The sequence below is a fragment of the Paenibacillus sp. NPDC058177 genome (assembly GCF_042883835.1).
Classification (GTDB): domain Bacteria; phylum Bacillota; class Bacilli; order Paenibacillales; family Paenibacillaceae; genus Paenibacillus_AQ; species Paenibacillus_AQ agri.
Window position 1 is genome coordinate 408,772 of the sequence record NZ_JBHVVB010000003.1, and the last position, 18,046, is coordinate 426,817.

An 18,046-nucleotide genomic window follows, 5' to 3' on the forward strand; every position below is an offset into this window, starting at 1 on the left:
GCTCAGCCTTGCGCTTCCGTGGACAGGCTCTCCAGATAGCGCCTCGCGACATCTGTGAAGAATCCTGCAGTAAGCGGCAGTGCCCGTTCATCGAGATTGAAGTCAGGATGATGCCATTCCCGGGTCCCGGAGGTGCCTACGAAGGCGAACAGTCCAGGGACGACTCGTTGATAAAAGGCAAAATCCTCACCCGCAGGTGAAAGCTCCGGCGTCACCGCATTCAGTCCCAGGGCAGCTGCCGTCTCATTGGCCAGCTGAGCCAGGGAATCATCGTTGATCGTCGGCGGCGGGCCCCCGATCCACTCCACAGTCGCCTTCGTTTCCAGCGCTGCTGCTATGCCTTCCGTAACTTCAACGAACCGCTTCAGAACCTTGGATCGCACCTCTTCAGTAAACGTACGAATCGTACCGCCGAGCACCGCCGTTTCCGGGATAATGTTCCAGGCGTTCCCGCTATGCAGCTTGGTTACACTGATCACAGCGCTGTTCAGCGGGCTTACATTACGGCTTACAACCGTCTGCAGTGCCGTAACGATTTGCGCCGCCGCTACAATGGGATCAATACCTGATTCAGGCACAGCCGCATGCGCTCCGGCTCCAGTCACTGTTATTCTGAATCCATCGGCGGCGGCCATTAATGGACCGCCTTTGATGCCGATCGTTCCCACCGGCAGCTCAGGCTTGTTGTGAATTCCGAAGACGGCGCTAACGCCTTCCAGCGCACCGCTGTCTATAATCTGCAGAGCACCTTTTGCCTTCTCTTCGGCTGGCTGGAACAGGAAGCGAACCGTTCCTTTCAGCTCCTGCTCTTGCTCCTTCAGCAGAAACGCGGCTCCAAGCAATGAAGCCGTATGAAAATCATGTCCGCAGGCATGCATCTTCCCCGGGTATACCGAGGCATACGGTAGCCCGGTCTCCTCCTGAATCGGCAATGCATCGATATCGGCGCGCAGAGCAACTACCGGACCTCCTTGCAGACCGCCGACTTCAGCGATGACTCCGGTTTTCAGCCCGTAATCTATAATTCTGATTCCTGCCTCTTCCAGCAGGGAGGTGATGTATTTCGTGGTTTCCACTTCTTCATGGGACAGCTCAGGATGCCGATGCAAATGCCGACGGATCTCAATCAACTGTTCACTTATGGCCTCAGCCTTGGATACTGCTACTGGACTTGTCAATGACCCTGCCTCCTTTCAAAAAACTATATTAAGATTATGCAGCCTGCACAGCTAAGCCTCAGCTGTCACTCCGGCCAGGGCTTCGCTCAGCAGTTCAAATGAACGTAGCCGCTTCTCGAATGGCTGCACATTTGTAGTTACAATGAATTCATCAACACCGGATGCTTGATGAAGGTGCAGGAGCTGTTCGCGTACAGTTTCCTGAGTTCCTTTCAAGATTACCGCGTCCTTCTCTTCAATTGTGTATTCTTCCTGGCTCTGACGGATAAACTCATCCGCCTGATCCTGACTGGCTACGGTCAGCGACTTTCCGCTGGCCAGATGAATTTTGTAGAGCTTCAGTGCACTGGTCAGTTCTTCCGCTTCTTCGGCAGTGTCGGCCACAACCACCGACAGCCCAATAATCGCTTGCGGTTGTTTTCCATCCGCGGTGTTAAAACCGTTGCGGTACGTCCGAATCGCCTCTAGCGCGACCTCCTCATTCCCGTTAATGAACAGGGAGAACACGTAAGGTAGTCCCAGCTCTGCGGCAATCTCCGCACTTGCGACACTTGCACCGAGCACATAAATCTCAGGTGGAGACGCTGGGATCGGACCTGCCTTCAAACCGAACAGTGGGTGATCTTCCTCAAGCGTGTTGTGTACATATTTCTCCAGCTCTACAATCTTCTCCGTCAGTGACGCTGTGCTGGGCGTTCCCTGCTGCAGCGCCTGTGTGCTGCGTGGAAGTCCTCCAGGTGCGCGTCCGACGCCTAGATCGACCCGGCCCGGAGCCAGAGTGGCCAACACATTGAAGTTCTCCGCCACCTTGTAGGGGCTATAATGCTGCAGCATAATGCCGCCTGAACCGATGCGGATGCTCTCGGTCTTGGCCAAGAGATGCGAGATTAGCACCTCCGGTGACGAACCGGCTACCTGCTCAGAATCATGATGCTCTGATACCCAGAAACGGCGAAATCCCAGCCGCTCGGATAACTGCGCCAGAGCAATCGTATGATGAAGGGCCTCCTCTGATGTCTCTCCTGGATAGATCGGGCTTTGGTCTAATACGCTTATCGTTATCGTCATGGGAAATACCTCCTAAATGGAATAATTGAGTTCCGGTGTAATTCGCTTCAGGAACTGCTTCGTTCGTTCTTCACGCGGGTGGTTAAAGACCTCACCAGGTGTACCTTCTTCAACAATGACACCGCCGTCCATAAAGACCACATGGTTCGCCACATCCCGGGCAAAGCCCATTTCATGCGTCACGACAATCATTGTGATGCCTTCCTTGGCGATTTTGCGGATAACGGCCAATACTTCTCCCACCAGTTCCGGGTCCAGCGCAGAGGTCGGCTCGTCGAACAGGATGACTTCAGGCTCTAGCGCTAATGCGCGGGCAATACCGACACGCTGCTGCTGTCCGCCGGAGAGCTGGCTGGGATAAGCGTCCAGCTTATTCCCGAGACCTACTTTTTCTAACAGGGCAATGCTCCGCTGCTTGGCGTCCTCCTTGGGAAGCTTTTTCACTACCAGCAATCCTTCCATCACATTCTCCAAAGCTGTCTTGTGCCTGAAGAGATTGTATTGCTGAAAGACCATAGCCGTTTTTTGCCGAAGCTGGTGAATATCCTTCTTCCGCGCATGTTTGCAGTTCACACTGAAGTCACCAATAGCAATCTCGCCATCACCGGGCTTCTCCAGGTAATTCACGCAACGCAGCAGTGTCGTCTTCCCCGAACCGCTGGGTCCAAGAATAACGACAACCTCACCTTTAGTCACCGTCAAATTAATGTTATTCAATACCTGATTTCGGCCAAAAGCCTTCGATATATTCGACAGCTTGATCATGCTACTCCACCTCGATTGTACAGATTGATCCGTTTTTCGATCACGGCAGTCAGACGCTCAATGAGCACCGTAAGTCCCCAGAAAATAAGTGCCGCTGCGACATAGGCCTCAAAAAACTTCCAGTTCGTTGAAGCCACAATCTCTGCCTTGGCATTGATGTCCACAACCGATACGGTAAAAGCCAGCGTTGATCCGTGCAGCATCCCGATAACAGAATTGGACAGGTTGGGCAGGCTCGCTGCCAGCGCCTGTGGGAATACAATTCTCCGCAGTGCCTGAGGCGTAGTCATACCCACGGAATGAGCCGCTTCAATCTGTCCTCTATCTACTGCCAGCAGACCGGAACGGACTACCTCGGACATATAAGCACCCGCAGTGATGGAGAACGAAATATAGGCAAACCCGATCATCGGCATATTAACCGACCGGAAGCTCCAGCCGAAGTAGGCCGACAGCCCGTCAATCAATACCGGGAGCCCAAAATAGATCAACAATAAGTGCGTAAGCATCGGGGTCCCACGGATAAAGGTGACATACGCCACTGCAATCGGATAGAGGACAGGCACCTTATAAATGCGAATCAGAGCCACTGCCGTACCGATGATGAAACCAACCAGAACGGATACAACCGTGATATATAGTGTTGTTGGTACAGCGCCCAGCAGCTGCACGAAGGCGGTCCATATAAATGACGGGTCCAGCTTCACAGGCCGACGCCTCCTTTACCAGATTCCAGCTCGGCAATGATACGCCGGAAGGATTTGTTCTTTTGAATACCAAACGTTCTCTTCTCCGGGTTATCCCGCACCTCATGCCGCATCAGGCGACGTTCTGCCACGAGGAGCAGCTTCTCGATCGTAAAGCTAATAACCAGATAAATCAGGGCAAGCGCGAGATAAGCCTCGATAAAATGCTGTGTCAATGCGCCCAGCGTCTGCGCCTTACCCGTCATTTCCATAACCCCCAGCGTAAAGGCCAACGAAGTATCCTTCAGCAATGCCAGAACGAGATTGGAGAAGACAGGTACGGCAATAGCTAACGCCTGTGGCAATATAATTCTTGTAAATGCCTGAAAACCGGTCATCCCCGTGGCATATGCGGCCTCTACCTGCCCTTTGTCCACGGCCATTACGGAAGCTCGAATCATTTCTGACATGAATGCCCCTGTATGCAGGCCGTAGGTCAGAATGACAAAGAACAGTACCGGCGCCCGAGTGACATCAATATGGACAAGCTTCAGAATTTCAGGCAGCCCGTAATAGAACAGGAATAGTTGGATCAGCACCGGTGTTCCCCGGAAAAAGGAAATATAGATCTCTGACAAGTTCTTCAGTACAGGTACCTTGTACAATCGGGGAAGGGCCACGAAAAACCCGACAATGATTCCGGAGACCAATGCACAGACCACTATCAGAAGCGTGATGCCTAAAGTGGACAGCAGCTTCGGCAAAAACGATAAAACAAAACTTACATTAAACGGTGCACCCATGAAGACACCCTCCCTTCCCCTGTGTAGGGATGCTGATTAGTTTACTGTGTCAGAAGTCACGTCCGCACCAAGCCATTCCGTGCTCAGTTTTTTCAGTGTCCCATCTGCTCTCAGGTCCTTGATAGCTCCATCAATTGCATCGGACAGCTTCTGCTCATCTGCATCATCCTTGCGGAGAACATACAGAATGTCGGCAGAAGACAATCCATCGCCCACGGCCTTTAGCTTGCTCTGCGGGTCAATCACCGGCAGTACAAAATCCGCGGCAAGCGTTGCATCCACCCGTCCAGTGGTCACCTGATTGACGGTATCGTTAGCAGCACCATTTTGGTAAACAATATTGATGGCATTGTCATGATCCTTGTTATAGTTCTCCACGATCTGCGCCTGTGCACTGGTCGCTCCGACCAGGACCTTCTTGCCTTTGAGATCATCCAGTGTTTTGATAGAGTCGTTAGACTTATCTACTACGATCCGGTTTCTCCAGTGCCCATAAGCTTCTTTGTTGAACAGATATTTCTCTTCACGTTCCGGGTTCTTCTCCATAACGTGTGCTACCAAATCAATTTTCTTCGTTTCCAGACTCAGCAGCAGGTTGCTAAAGTCCATAGTCTGGAACTCGAACTCGTATTGCGGCAAATGCTCGTCGATAGCTTTTAACAGCTCGACATCAAAACCTGTTAGCTTACCATTCTCGTCAATGAAGCAGACCTTTGGAAATTTAGTGCCTGTCCCCACTATAATTTTGGTTACCGGTGTGTTAGCGGCCGCCTCTGTCTTTCCGCCTTCCGGTGCAGCAGCTGAATTTCCTTCCTTGCTGTTTGTGCTGTTGTTAGAGCCGCAACCCGTGGCCGCCAGTGCCAATACTAGTATCGATGTCAGTGCGAATGTCTTCTTCATCTTTATATCCCCTTTTATTAAATAGTCTGTTGTTTGTATTGGAGCGTTTTTTTCAAAAGGTACATCAAGCCGTCCCCGTCTCGTCCTTCCAATTCCATGAACCGTTCGTATCCGCGACGCTCATACATCTGGACCAGCCAGGGATGCTTCTTGGCTGTTGCCAGGGTCACGGCAGAGGAGCCCAGGCGGTCATGAATGATATGCTCTTCCACCCAATCCAGCAGCTTGCCTCCGTAGCCCTGCCCGCTGTAATTCGGATCGACGGCGAACCATTTGACGAAAGGGATACCAGTACGCTGACTAATCTCATCTCCTTTGGAGAGTGTGACTGTCGCCAGGATGGCTCCGTCCTTCTCCAATACGTAACACTCATTGAGCGTTACATTCTCCTGGACCAGGGCCAGGTCGGCGGTTGCTGCCGGCCAGTGCAGCCCGAGCTCACGGATCAGATGATAGGCGCGATATATAATATCTACCAATTGCTCTGCATCCTTAAGATCTGCCTGCCGAAATACCTCGCTCATCCTCTGTCCTCCCCGCCTTCTTTTATTTTTATAATCCCCATCGATTTAGTAGTGATTATGTGCAATTAACTTTATCACTGCATGACCGTCATGCGCTAATAGAGTTTTTCTATTCATTTATACAATTAGTTGATTCTTTGGGCTTACCGCACCCTCTTCTAGCAATGTGGCAATGAATTCGGCGTTCTCACCATTCAGGGTGATGAGGCTGGTACGCAGGGATATACCTGCCGTCTCAGCAATTTGCACGGGAATCAGCTTTCCAGCAGCCACTTCCTCCTCTGTACTGAGGGCTGGCAAGAAGCAAATTCCCGCTTTCTTGATCACCAGCTTCTTCGCCGTCTCCAGATTATCTACTTGATACAAAATGTTCGGCGGCTGTTCCAGACTCTCAAAGACTCGGTGCAGCCGTAGCCAATCCAGGGACCCGCACTCGAAAAATACCAGCGGCTCATTGCGGATATCCTGTATCGAAGCCCGCCCTGCACCAGCCAAACGATGACCTTCATGAACATAGAGAGAGATCGGATCATCGCAGAACGGATAAGCTTGAAAAGCCGGATTCACAACTTTACGGATAAAAGCAAGATCAATATCTTTCGACTTCAGCTTCTCAATCAGATGCTCGGTGGAGGCTGTGGTCAGTTTAAAGTTCATATGTGGATAGCACTCTTTGAGATGAGGCAGTAGACGTGGCAATAAATAATTAGCCACCGATACGGTACTACCAATGCGCAGCTCGTTGGGAATTCTGCCTTTCGATTGAAGCTGATGCTTACCCTTCTGATAGGTTTGCAGAATTTGCTGTGCGTACGGAAGGAACTGTCTGCCTTTATCCGTAAGATGAATCACTTTGCCCAGCCGGTCGAACAATCTGCTATCAAGCTCCCGTTCCAGAGACTGAATTCGAGCCGTAACCGTAGGCTGAGAGATAAAAAGGACATCCGCTGCCTTGTTAAAACTGCCATAATGATTGATATAGACAAAGGCTTCAATATTTTCGATGTTCACTTGAGCTCCCCCATTCACGTTTTGCGATAATTTCAATTATTCCAATGGATTAACAATGAATTAAGACCGCAACGACCTATAGAGATTTTGTATCTATCTTAGTCATCCCTCATTTTTTTGTCAACGGATTTTCGTTTTGTCTTTCATTTCAAATTGAAATTTTCAATTTATTAATCAAAATTGTTAAATGCCACTTATATCTATCGGGATTTAGTATTATAATCATTTTTACAAAAAGAATATAGCCAAACAAAGGAGGCACCGTATGGGTCATATACATGAAGTGAGTATTCGTGAAGCCACAGCGCAAGATCGTGAGGCTATCGCCGAATTGATGCTGGAGGCTTACAGCCAATATGCAACTGTTATGCCGGAACTATCCTGGAAAGAATATAGTAACTCCATCCGGGAATCCGCCTACGGCGACCGACCTAAAGCACGGATCATTGCCGAAATAGATGGGCAGATTGTAGGCAGTGTGCAGTTGTTCCTCTCCTCAGAGGCAGCTTACGGCAAGCCTGAGCTGGGGATCGAATCCCCCATTATTCGCCTGCTCGCGGTTTCCCCCAATGCCCGGGGACGGGGAATTGCTACCCTGCTCATTCAGGAATCGATACGACGCAGCCTTGAACTTGGAGCAAGCACCCTAAATCTGCACACCTCCGATATGATGGCGTCGGCGATTCAGCTGTATGAAAAGCTGGGCTTCCAGCGAGCCTATGAGACAGATATTGACAACGGCGATCATCTCGTTAAGGGCTTCCGCCTGGATTTCGATCAGCTGCAATTCCAACAGAATGCCGTCTCTTAAGGCACACCTTTAGACCCAGTAATCAGAAACTATCCTGCCAGGGAGCATTTTTTCTGAGCGTCATTAACCACTGTGTCACATACACAAAAGGGTACTCCTAAGCCATTCAAGGCTTTATGGAATACCCTTTTTTATTATATAAACAGCTCATTTTGTATTTGCACTTCCATAACTAATCCTTGCATTAGGTAGATGACATGGTGATGGATCGGTTCATGCTGTTACAACGATTTATCAAGGTACATCAAGGAAATTAATTCAACTGTATATTGTAGAAACAGCAACATAAATGCACCTATCACTACGTTCGAAACACTTAAACTAACTTGAAAAGGATTGAATAGATCTACAACCAATATAATAGCAAGTACTGTTGTAATTAAACCTTGGTACCAATATATCACTTTGTTCGCTTTAATCTGAATCAATTGCCAGCGTTCATCATTTTTATATTTTATACTTTTACCAAGCTGGTAAAATACATTACCAAAAAGTCCTATACCCAATGCGATCACCAAAACTAGCATCACTGTTTGACTAAACATTATTTAACATCCTCCTTTAATGTAAATACTTCATCAACAGATACATTAAATGCTTTTGCAATTTTGAAAGCTAGCTCCAGGGAGGGTGTATATTTATATTTCTCGATGGATATAATTGCCTGCCGCGACACCCCAAGAAGTTCAGCCAAATCAGCTTGCGTCCAATTCTGTACAGCTCGCAAAATTTTAATACGATTTTCAATCAATGTAATTCACCCTTTACTTAATGTAACTATCTGATTACATTTACATTGTAATTAAGTAGTTACATTTTGTCAAGTATTGGAAACAAACTATCAGGTTATTGAAGGATAACATTTGAAACGGCCCGCCTTTTCTGGCAAAATTGAATCTATGACATGCAGGCACTTCGTGCAGGAGAGTCTACATAATAGAAAAGGGGCTTTACCCATGGATTTTACAGCAATCGATTTTGAAACGGCCAATGCCAGCCGATCCAGTGCCTGCGCACTAGGACTTGTAGAGGTTCGCGGCGGCCTCATTACAGCAGAGCACTCCTGGCTCATTGATCCGCAGCAGCGGTTCGATGGCTGGAACATCGCCATTCACGGCATTACCCCGTCTATGGTAGCCGGGCAGCCTACTTTTTCCGAGCTATGGCCTACGCTAGAACCACTGCTGCAAGGACAGATTATCGTAGCGCACAACGCTTCTTTTGACATGAGCGTTCTGCGGTATTGTCTTGACGGCGCTTATCTCGATTATCCGGTGTTTCAATACCTTTGTACCTATGTACTGGGCAAAAAAATGCTGGGTGATCTGCCCTCCCATAAACTGAATGTGATCTCAGATCATTTTGACATTCCGCTCAAGCACCATGACGCTCTTGATGATGCCCGCGCGGCAGCTTCGATCCTGCTCAAGCTGATGGAACGGGAGGAGCAGCATGATCCGTTGCTTCTGGCCGGCGCGCAAGGTTATGCAAGCGGAACGATGTATCCCGGCGGGTACACGCCCTTCTCCGCTCCTAAGAAGCCGAAGAAAAGTGCGCGTAAGAAGGACAGTGTTGGCAGATCGGCAGCTTCGATCAATTCTTTTATATAAAGTTTTTCTATAGTTCCATATATCATCTAAAAAAAAGAACCCCCAAACATTCGTCGAGGGTTCTTTCTTATTAAATTTTCAGCCGATAAACCGCTTTGTTCTCCAGTCCACGGATAAATGGTGTCCATTCCTCCGTCTCAGGCGTCGCATCCAGCGCATCCTCTACCATTTGCAGCTTGGCATCCATCGCATCAATGTGATGCAGGGCCACCGCCTCGGCCGTTTGCGGCTGAACAGGACTTCCCCATTCCCCCAGATTATGGTGCGACAAGACCAGATGCTGCAGCGCCATCACCTTTTCTGATTCCAAGTCCAGACCCGTGCGGATCGCCGCCTCTGTAATCCAGTTGGAAGCCATGGAGATGTGGCCGATCAGCTTACCCTGCACGCTATAATCCGATACGATTCCAAGCTGCGAGATCATTTCCTCCGGCTTGGCGATATCATGAAGAATGATGCCGGCTTTGAGCAAATCCGGGTTCAGGAACGGACGCTGCTTGCAGAGAAAGTCACCGATCTCCAGCATACGGACCATATGATAAGCAAGCCCGGCGAAATAGGCATGGTGATGCGTTTTGGCCGCCGGATAATGCATAAGTTTCTCTTCCACCTTGCCAACACAAAAGGATACAATGGCAGCGATATCTGGATCGGCGATACTGTTCATCGCATTCTTGATTGTATGAATCAGATCTACGGGCCGGATCGGCGCAGAGCGGATAAAATCTGTCAGCGCTATGCCGTCGGCTTCATTAACCAGTCGGATCTTCGTAATCTTAACCTGTAGCTTCTCACGGTAAGTATGGGCAATCCCCCGAATCTTCACCAGCGACATTGGGAAAAAAGTTTCTTTGTCCGCCACGCTAACATCCCAGTACTTCGCGGTCAGCTGCCCGCTGGAATCGCCGAGAATAATATCAAAATAATCCTTTGGAGGAGTACCGTTTGTTTGTTTGACTGCCAACTCCCGCAAGATATAATAGCCGACAAATTCATCCTGTGGAGCCAGTTGTTTAATAAGTGTCATGTTGAAGCCTCCCATTAATAACAAGCCTGGGGCCTGCTGTATATAATACTGTTAGACACTCACCTCCTGAAACCCTTTAAAACTATTATATTACCGTCTGCCTGCAAATTTGTCCAAAAGTTAAAGACCTCAGGATACAGCCAAATTCAGGGTCCCATTGGTGTGTGCAACTGTAAGTGAATCTGCAATATATAAACCAAAAAGGGCTGCCCAGGCCGCTTTACTGACCTGAGACAACCCCTTGCTGCAAAATAACAATTAACTAAGCCTTATTTACCCGCTGCTTCAAGTGCTGATTTGATTGCTTCTATCGCCTTGGCGGATATTTCCTTCTCAGCGTCATTCTTACCGAACACTGCCGCACGGTATCCGTACTTATGCAGTCCCGGGGTCGACCCGCCCTCAATCTCAGCCTTTACTGCTCTTTCGGCTTCGGTCAATTGAGCTTCTTTTCGGGTATTGCCGTTATTATCGAGATAGTAAACCATCATTTTTACAGGAATGCCGTATTTGGTAGTTACCATCACATTCACAAGTTTGTCGTTGCTTACGCCGATAAAGATCCCATCGAAATAAGCAGCCTTTTCCTTCTCTACAACCTCCGCTTTACCATAAGCTCTGTCCACCGCAGCCTTCAGTGCTGTACTGCTGCTGGTTGCGCCAGAGATAGCATCCACATCTTGCACACCTTCTCTGGTGCCTGCTGCCAGGAACTTCTCAGTTAATTGAGGAATAGCTTTGACTACCTCAGGGTAAGCGGCAGCTCCTCTATCTACAAGATTCATCCCTACACGGTAAAGAGCGATATCTACGATTTTGCCGTTACGCAGCGTAACATCAGCTCTATTGGAGCCTTTATCATACGCATCGCCGTAAGCGGTGAACTTACCATCTTTATATGCGCCTTGTTCTTTGGACGCATTATACAGCGCATCGGTCAGTGCAGCTCTTGCAGCTCCCGACAACGCTTCCTGGCCTGCGATGTCTGCCAGTTGAACACCTTTAGCTACCAGGTCCGCTGTCAGACGATCTACAACAGATTTCTGCTCAGCAGTTAATTTGTAATCGGCAATCAGCTTTTTGTCAGCACCGAACAGACTCAGTTTCACGCCGGTTACCTTATCTCCTGCAAGATCAACCAATAGGAGAAGCTTGGACCCGTTATCTACACCAGCAAATTTGCCGTCAAAATATTTCTCTTCGCCCTTATCTTTTAGCGCTTTCTCAAAGGCTCTTTCAATAGCCTGATTCCAGCCATGGCTGCTCTCAGTAGCTCCGGAGACCCCGTCAACCTTCTCATCGTAATTACTGATATAAGACCCGTTTGCCAGGAACTTTGCTGTCATTGGAGCGTTTGCTTTAACGACGTCAGCATAAGCGGTATTGCCTCTGTCTATCAGGTTGGAACCAAGTCTGTATAGCTTCACATCTACCAGCTTGCCATTACGAATGATGACATCCGCTCTTTCTACACCGACAGTTCTCGCTGTTCCGTAAGAAGAATAGAATCCGTCGATATAAGCGGAAGAATTATTAATCTTAGCATTTTGCTCAGCATCCCAGAAAGCATTGACTGCAGCCTTGAAATCACCTTCCAATCCGGCAACAGGCTTGGCGGCTGTTCCGCTACCCAGCAGTGCAGGCGTAATCGCTGCTACAGTGGCTGTTTGTTCCGGTGTAAAAGCTTTCTCTTCCACAATATCGCCAGCACTGTTCAGCGGATATACCTTCACTGCTGCCAGTTTGTTCTCATCATAAGTGGAGAATACGGCGTATTTTCTTTCGGGATCAATCCCCATATGTTCGCCGGTAAAATATATTGCATCGTCCGGCTTCACCTTAAGTGCACGTTCAAAGGCTCTGTCCACGGACAATTTCCAGCCATCACTGGTCCGCGTTGCACCAGATACGGCATCCACAGCCGCGGCTTGGTCTCTTGTTTTGCCGAGCAGTCTTTCATGCATTAGCTTATAAGCCTGCCATACGCCGCTGTAATTGTAGCGAGCATCACGGTCAATCAAGCTCGGACTGGTTCTCATCAGCTCAATATCGGTAATCTTGCCGTCCTTGATGGCAACTTTGACCCCTTCTGTACCTTTGGAGTAGGCGTTACCATATGCCACGTAGATCCCGTCTTCATAAACGTTCTCTTGAACAGTCACAGGCTGCGGTGTTGCCACTGGTTTAGCAGTTGCTGTCGGAGCAGGGGTAGCAACTGGTTTGGCGGTTGCTGCCGGAACAAGAGTTGCCGCAGGTTTGGTCGTTGCCTCAGGTTTGGCCGGGGTTGTCACGACCGGTTTGGCAGTTGCCACAGGTTTAACAGTAGCTTCTGGCTTTACAGTAGGCTGCGGTGTTGCTGCCGGTTTCTCCGTTGGTTTAGGTGTAGGCTTAACCGTTGGTTTTGGCGTTGGCTTGGCGGTTGGTTTGGCCGTTGGCTCCGCTTTAGGCGTTGCCGCAGGCTTGGCGGGCGCCGCTGGCGCTTCCTCCGAAGCTGCAGACACCGCGTCCACTTTCAGGTTCAGAGTCGGAACATGAAGTGTGTAAGCGAATGGCGACAACAGTAGTGCCGCACTGACAGTCAATGATATAAATTTTTGTTTTTTCAATCTGTATTCTCCTTTACCAAATCCCCAGTAGTATGTAGCTCTTTTATAAATAAATTTGATCACAGCGCTTTCATTGCTTTCTTATGAAGAACCTCGTGCTTCTCCATAAGAGTCCATCCCCCCTCTCCAGTATTCGAATCGCATTATCCGCCGCCCACAAAAAATGTCTATTAGTACAAAGGTGAATTAATTCACATGTTTGGATAAAAGCCTCTCAGCGGCAATTTCTGGCTTGATGTTATCAGACTCCTCTCCTTGTTCTCTGTATATAAAATCACAGCCCCTATAATAAACATCACTATTTTCTAGTTATTTACTATTTATAGTTCTTTCCCTCTCATATCTTACATTTTCTTCTTGCTGTAAATTGCAGTGATTACACTAATTGTGCAATCCGTGTCAGGTATGCTATTTTAACTGGATGCCACGACGAAGGGAGTTGATCGACCCTGTGAACAAGCAACCACCCATCGGGGTCATTCTTGCTCAAATTGGAACACCATCCGAACCTAGTGCCACAGCAGTTCGTCCTTACCTGCGGCGTTTTCTGTCCGACCGCCGGATTATCGACTATTCCCCACTGCTCTGGCAGCCTCTGCTGCGCGGAATTATTCTGCGAACCCGACCCCGCCGCTCAGCGGAGCTATACCGGCAGATTTGGGGAGTCGACGGCTCGCCGCTGCTCACCCATTCCCTAACGCAGCAGTCTAGACTGCAACAACTGCTGGGCAATCGTTATCAGGTCGAGCTAGGCCTCGCCTACAGTGAACCAAGTATGGAGCAGGCTGTACACAAACTGGAAAAATCGGGAGCGACACGGATCATTATCGTTCCTCTATTCCCGCAGTATTCTTCGACGACCACCGCCTCCGTGTATGATGCAGCCGCCTTTGCTATACTTGGACGACGCAGCGCGCGTGGTCCGGCATCGAAGCGATTTGTACCCGCCCTCCGGTTCATGGAGGCTTATTACGATGAACCTGGTTACATCGCAGCCATGAAGGATCATCTCAAGCGTCAATTGGAGGGGATGACGGACAAACCCGATTATTATGTCCTGACCTTTCACGGTATCCCGAAGCGGTATGCCGACACCGGCGATCCATACCCGGAACAGTGCAAGGAGACGGCAAGGCTGCTAGCTGAAGCCATGGGTTGGGAAGCAGCAGAATGGCAGCTTACTTTTCAATCCCGGTTCGGACGGGAAGAGTGGGTTGGACCAGCAACAGCAGATGTACTTGGCGAATTGGCGGGACGGGGAATACGAAGACCGGCTATTTTCTCACCAGGCCTCGTGACCGATTGTCTGGAAACCCTGCATGAGCTTGCTATAGAAGGACGTGAGTTATTTGTAGCAGGCGGCGGGCAAGAGGAGAACTTCACAACTTTTCCTTGCTTAAATACCGAGGAGGAATGGCTGTCCTTTCTGACCCATCAGGTGGAGCAGAACGCCCAGGGCTGGATAACGCACACAAGCCGCCCTACCGCAGATCATCTCTGATCCCGAAAGGACGGCTTGTACTGCCGGTAACGGCTCTATGGACTGGACGTCTTACTTAGACGCTCAGTTGCTTGTATTTGTCAGTTAATTCATCAAACCACTGTTTATCCTGCATAGACAGAGCCACGTCAATCAACTCGGCAATTTCACTCCGTGTAAGCTCAGGTGAATCGTTGAAGCAGATCTCTGCGGAGGCTTCGGCCTCCCCTTCCACCCCTTCAGCGAAATCGTAGGAAAAGTTCAGCTGGATCTCACTTTCCAAGAATTCATTACGGAGAAAATATAGCACTTCGCACATCAGAACAGGTCTGACTTGGTCTTCGAAGACACATTCCATCACCTTCGCCCAATATTGCTTGTTGCTAAGGTGCAGCTTGTCATTGGTCAGAAGATATTTCTCCCCTTGAAAATCATTGACAAATCTCAGCTCGAGCGGCTCCATTTTGAAAATACCGGCAATTTGCTTCATGGCAATATCCACAATGTCCTGCGTTCCTAATCTGATCATCTCTGATGCACCCCTTCTCTTTCAATAAATATCGTTACTATCTTTTGTTCAATCTATATAGTTAATGATTTTATACTATTTTTACAAAGAAAATGATTCAATTTTGTTATATTTGTTTAATATATATCCTTTTTATGAGCAGGCACAGCCTAATTTATTACTAAAATTAGAAAGAGCTGCCACAGTAGGACAAAACACCCTACATGGCAGCTCTTTTTCGGTTATATTTGAATCATGACTCTATTAACGGAGCAACTGTTTCTATTTAATCTTGTACAAACAATGGCACCAGTTGTATACCGTCTTCCGGAGAAATCCGCACCAGGCCCTTATCGGAAATGCGGAGGGTCGGAATCACTGCCAGCGCAAGCAGCGACAAGGTCATAAAAGCATAATTCAATGTGCAGCCCGCGTTATAGAGCGCAGTACTGATGGCCGCTGACTGGGCGGCAGCGATCTCGAACGGCTCGGCGGACATCAGTCCAGCGATTGCCAGCGGGAACAAGGTTTCTCCTGAAGCTGTGATCACCGCTACTCCCCCTTGTGCATCAGCGACTGCATTCGCGGCACGTGCCATGAGCTCGTCATCATTCCCGATAACCAGAACATTGTGGCTGTCATGGGCCACGGTCATGGCGATGGCCGCTGGTTCATGGAATCCGATTCCTTCCACAACTCCGACCGATTTATTGCCTGTCCCTTTGTGGCGTTCCAGAACAGCAATTTTACACAGTCCGTCGCCTTGACCCACTTGCAGCTTACCATCCTCGACGGGCAGGGTAAGAATGCGCTCGATGGTCTCTACATGGTTTTCCCGAACCTTGATAACCCGTGTGGACAATGTACCCGATGCTAGTGGAGCTGTGATGATAAAATCATCAGCAGTCGGGCGCTGCGCCAAGTGGACCGAAGCCCTTACTTCCGCCGGATAGGTGAAGGCAGGCAGCTGAGCTGTCATTACGCCATTCTCAGCCACTACGACACCTGCTGCGATAGTTAGCACAACATTAACATCTGCCAGATTGCCATCAAGCAAAATGATATCGGCACAGGAACCCGGCGTTATGGAGCCGATATCCCGGGCCACACCAAAGCGCTCCGCCGTGTTGATCGTCGCCATTTGGAAAGCCGTCACCGGCTTCACACCCTGAGCGATAGCATGACGCACCACAAAATCCATATGCCCCTCATCACGCAGGGATTCCGAGCTGCGGTCATCGGTCACGAGCATGATCCGGCGAGGATCAATCCCATGCTCCGTGTGAGCTGTGATCGTCTTCGCCACATCATGCCAGGCGGAACCGCGGCGCAGCTTGGCATACATACCGAGCCGGACGCGCTCAATAACATCCTCTGCTGTCACGCACTCGTGGTCTCCCGTGACACCTGCTGCCGCATAGACCGGAAGTCTCCAGTCACTGGACGGCCAAGTAAAGTGCCCGTCCACCTGCCGGCCAGCCCGCAGCGTAGCCTGGATTTCGCCCAGCATTTTCTCGTCACCATAGACAACGCCCGGGAAATTCATGACCTCGCCCAGTGCAATTACATCCTCACCCCAGGTAAAAGCTTCTGCTACTTCCTCCGGTCCAATTGCCGCACCGGTGGTCTCGAACTCCGGTCCCGCTGCCGGCACGCAAGATGCTACCTGCATATACCCTGCCAGCGGCGTCCCGCGCAATTCATCCAGCATCAGCTTGATGCCTTTGAGCCCGAAAACATTGGCAATCTCATGGGCATCAAAGAAACCACCGGTAGTCCCGAGCGGCAGCACCGCGCGGGCAAATTCCGTCGCAGTTAGCTGCGTGCTCTCAATATGGCAGTGACCATCAAGCAGTCCAGGAGCAATATATTTTCCATTCGCATCAATGACCTGTGTGTCTTCGCCAATCAAATGCGAGACATCCTTGCCCACATAAGCGATACGTCCACCCTGAATCCCTACAGACATCCCATCCAAAATTTCGCCGGAGATCACATTCACCAGCTTGCCGCCAGTAATCACCAGCGTAGCCGGCCGGTCACCACGGGCTGTTGCCACAAGCTCCGGTACACAATCTGCCAAAGGTTTTCTCTCAAAAGTCATGGTGATCTCCTCCTCGTTATTTATCAGCGTACCCGTAACTGATCTGCCCGTATTCTAAGAAAAACGGCTATCTCATCCCGAAAGGGACAAGAGCCGTTTTGCCGCTGATGCAGACGTTTTGTTAAATTGTACATCGCCGATTATTCCCTGCCTGAGTAGCAGGTTTGTTCCAACGATTATCTTACGTTCCTATCGGTACGTCAAGCACTCATAAAACTACTTCAAAATATACTGCGACAGGACCGACTGCACCTCATAAATATTAACGTTTTTGTTGAACGTCTTCTTAATAGGAATTGTGCTGCTGGAAATGTAGAGGCATAGCTCGGCATCCAGATCCAGATGTCCCGCCGTCTCGACGGAGTAATGGGAGATGCTTTTGTAAGGGACAGAATGATACTCCGTTTTCTTCCCGGTCATCCCTTGCTTATCCACCAGAATTAGCCGTTTATCTGTAAAAATAAACATATCCCGTACCAGCTTGTAGGCTCGCTCAATCTTTTCATCAAGGATCAGAATCTGACCATATTCCTTGCGCACTGCCGCCAGATCCACCTGTGAAGCATTGCCCAATATTCCGTCAAAAAGTGCCATTGGCCCTTCCCCATTTCTGTCCTGTAATTTGACGACCGCCTTCCGTCATATACTCATATTATTAGGATTTTCGGCAATCATTCGAGGTAATAACCAGGAATATGCAATTTTAGGCTTGCTTATTTCAGACGAATTGATTACTATTAATGTAAATTTGCAAAAAAAGGAGGTGTGGTAGGATGGATCGCAATTGGACCAACAGTGTTATTAGCCGGCTGCCTTTGGCAATGGCTGGCATCGTTAATGAAAATGCCAACAACGGGAGAAGTCTGTCCATTTTCAAGAACTCAATAACACTACACAATTGCGAAATGCCCTTCCTGCCATCACCCGAACGGATATAATTATCGGAGATGACAAGACCGCGGGGA

Annotated in this window: 19 protein-coding genes; 4 read left to right on the forward strand and 15 right to left on the reverse strand. The window is 49.2% G+C overall.

Going from position 1 to position 18,046, the window contains the following annotated elements; genetic code table 11:
• Positions 1-2 precede the first annotated feature (2 nt).
• The 8 genes from ACFVU8_RS15750 to ACFVU8_RS15785 form a co-directional block, all read right to left on the reverse strand.
• On the reverse strand, positions 3-1,178 hold the full coding sequence (locus tag ACFVU8_RS15750; RefSeq protein WP_387428346.1) for an amidohydrolase: 1,176 nt from the start codon (positions 1,176-1,178) through the stop codon (positions 3-5).
• 51 nt (positions 1,179-1,229) lie between these two features.
• Positions 1,230-2,246, reverse strand: coding sequence for an LLM class flavin-dependent oxidoreductase (locus ACFVU8_RS15755; protein ID WP_387428348.1), 1,017 nt, complete (start codon positions 2,244-2,246; stop codon positions 1,230-1,232).
• Positions 2,247-2,258: 12 nt separating this feature from the next.
• Positions 2,259-3,011: an amino acid ABC transporter ATP-binding protein gene (locus ACFVU8_RS15760; RefSeq protein ID WP_379465301.1), complete on the reverse strand. Its 753-nt coding sequence runs from the start codon at positions 3,009-3,011 to the stop codon at positions 2,259-2,261.
• Positions 3,008-3,718: an amino acid ABC transporter permease gene (locus ACFVU8_RS15765; RefSeq protein ID WP_066373334.1), complete on the reverse strand. Its 711-nt coding sequence runs from the start codon at positions 3,716-3,718 to the stop codon at positions 3,008-3,010. The genes ACFVU8_RS15760 and ACFVU8_RS15765 overlap by 4 nt, the downstream gene beginning before the upstream one ends.
• Positions 3,715-4,500, reverse strand: a complete 786-nt coding sequence (locus ACFVU8_RS15770; RefSeq protein ID WP_387428350.1) for an amino acid ABC transporter permease — start codon at positions 4,498-4,500, stop codon at positions 3,715-3,717. The genes ACFVU8_RS15765 and ACFVU8_RS15770 overlap by 4 nt, the downstream gene beginning before the upstream one ends.
• A gap of 36 nt (positions 4,501-4,536) precedes the next feature.
• On the reverse strand, positions 4,537-5,400 hold the full coding sequence (locus tag ACFVU8_RS15775) for a transporter substrate-binding domain-containing protein (RefSeq protein WP_175371176.1): 864 nt from the start codon (positions 5,398-5,400) through the stop codon (positions 4,537-4,539).
• A gap of 17 nt (positions 5,401-5,417) precedes the next feature.
• Positions 5,418-5,924, reverse strand: coding sequence for a GNAT family N-acetyltransferase (locus tag ACFVU8_RS15780; protein ID WP_379465305.1), 507 nt, complete (start codon positions 5,922-5,924; stop codon positions 5,418-5,420).
• Positions 5,925-6,041: 117 nt separating this feature from the next.
• On the reverse strand, positions 6,042-6,935 hold the full coding sequence (locus tag ACFVU8_RS15785; RefSeq protein WP_379465307.1) for a LysR substrate-binding domain-containing protein: 894 nt from the start codon (positions 6,933-6,935) through the stop codon (positions 6,042-6,044).
• A gap of 265 nt (positions 6,936-7,200) precedes the next feature.
• Between ACFVU8_RS15785 and ACFVU8_RS15790 the strand changes: the two genes are divergently transcribed.
• Positions 7,201-7,746, forward strand: coding sequence for a GNAT family N-acetyltransferase (locus ACFVU8_RS15790; protein ID WP_379465308.1), 546 nt, complete (start codon positions 7,201-7,203; stop codon positions 7,744-7,746).
• Between the two features lie 221 nt (positions 7,747-7,967).
• Here ACFVU8_RS15790 and ACFVU8_RS15795 read toward each other — a convergent pair whose 3' ends face one another.
• Complete coding sequence (locus ACFVU8_RS15795; RefSeq protein ID WP_387428351.1) at positions 7,968-8,291, reverse strand: hypothetical protein; 324 nt, start codon at positions 8,289-8,291, stop codon at positions 7,968-7,970.
• Positions 8,291-8,497 carry a helix-turn-helix transcriptional regulator gene (locus ACFVU8_RS15800; RefSeq protein ID WP_379465312.1) on the reverse strand — a complete coding sequence of 69 codons (207 nt, stop codon included), beginning with the start codon at positions 8,495-8,497 and terminating at the stop codon, positions 8,291-8,293. Before ACFVU8_RS15800 ends, ACFVU8_RS15795 begins: the two co-directional genes overlap by 1 nt.
• A gap of 205 nt (positions 8,498-8,702) precedes the next feature.
• On the opposite strand from ACFVU8_RS15800, the gene ACFVU8_RS15805 reads away from it, so the two are divergent.
• Positions 8,703-9,356 (forward strand): 3'-5' exonuclease, encoded by a 654-nt coding sequence (locus ACFVU8_RS15805; protein WP_387428353.1) that lies wholly within the window; start codon positions 8,703-8,705, stop codon positions 9,354-9,356.
• Positions 9,357-9,426: 70 nt separating this feature from the next.
• On the opposite strand, the gene ACFVU8_RS15810 is transcribed toward ACFVU8_RS15805, so the two are convergent.
• On the reverse strand, positions 9,427-10,383 hold the full coding sequence (locus ACFVU8_RS15810) for a 3'-5' exoribonuclease YhaM family protein (RefSeq protein ID WP_387428355.1): 957 nt from the start codon (positions 10,381-10,383) through the stop codon (positions 9,427-9,429).
• Between the two features lie 269 nt (positions 10,384-10,652).
• On the reverse strand, positions 10,653-12,989 hold the full coding sequence (locus tag ACFVU8_RS15815; RefSeq protein WP_387428356.1) for an FMN-binding protein: 2,337 nt from the start codon (positions 12,987-12,989) through the stop codon (positions 10,653-10,655).
• 451 nt (positions 12,990-13,440) lie between these two features.
• On the opposite strand from ACFVU8_RS15815, the gene hemH reads away from it, so the two are divergent.
• Positions 13,441-14,490, forward strand: coding sequence for a ferrochelatase (hemH, locus tag ACFVU8_RS15820; protein ID WP_387428358.1), 1,050 nt, complete (start codon positions 13,441-13,443; stop codon positions 14,488-14,490).
• A 55-nt stretch (positions 14,491-14,545) separates the two neighbouring features.
• Here the strand turns inward: hemH and ACFVU8_RS15825 are convergent, their stop codons facing one another.
• The 3 genes from ACFVU8_RS15825 to ACFVU8_RS15835 all read right to left on the reverse strand — a co-directional run bounded on the left by ACFVU8_RS15825 (position 14,546) and on the right by ACFVU8_RS15835 (position 17,675).
• The gene (locus ACFVU8_RS15825) at positions 14,546-14,998 is read right to left on the reverse strand and encodes an IDEAL domain-containing protein (protein ID WP_175371184.1); all 453 of its coding nucleotides are present in this window, start codon (positions 14,996-14,998) and stop codon (positions 14,546-14,548) included.
• A 265-nt stretch (positions 14,999-15,263) separates the two neighbouring features.
• Positions 15,264-17,081, reverse strand: a complete 1,818-nt coding sequence (locus tag ACFVU8_RS15830) for an adenine deaminase (protein ID WP_387428360.1) — start codon at positions 17,079-17,081, stop codon at positions 15,264-15,266.
• Positions 17,082-17,297: 216 nt separating this feature from the next.
• Positions 17,298-17,675 (reverse strand): PH domain-containing protein, encoded by a 378-nt coding sequence (locus ACFVU8_RS15835; protein ID WP_066373304.1) that lies wholly within the window; start codon positions 17,673-17,675, stop codon positions 17,298-17,300.
• 179 nt (positions 17,676-17,854) lie between these two features.
• Here ACFVU8_RS15835 and ACFVU8_RS15840 point away from each other — a divergent pair, with 179 nt between their 5' ends.
• Positions 17,855-18,019 carry a hypothetical protein gene (locus ACFVU8_RS15840; RefSeq protein WP_379465324.1) on the forward strand — a complete coding sequence of 55 codons (165 nt, stop codon included), beginning with the start codon at positions 17,855-17,857 and terminating at the stop codon, positions 18,017-18,019.
• The last annotated feature ends 27 nt before the right edge of the window (positions 18,020-18,046 follow it).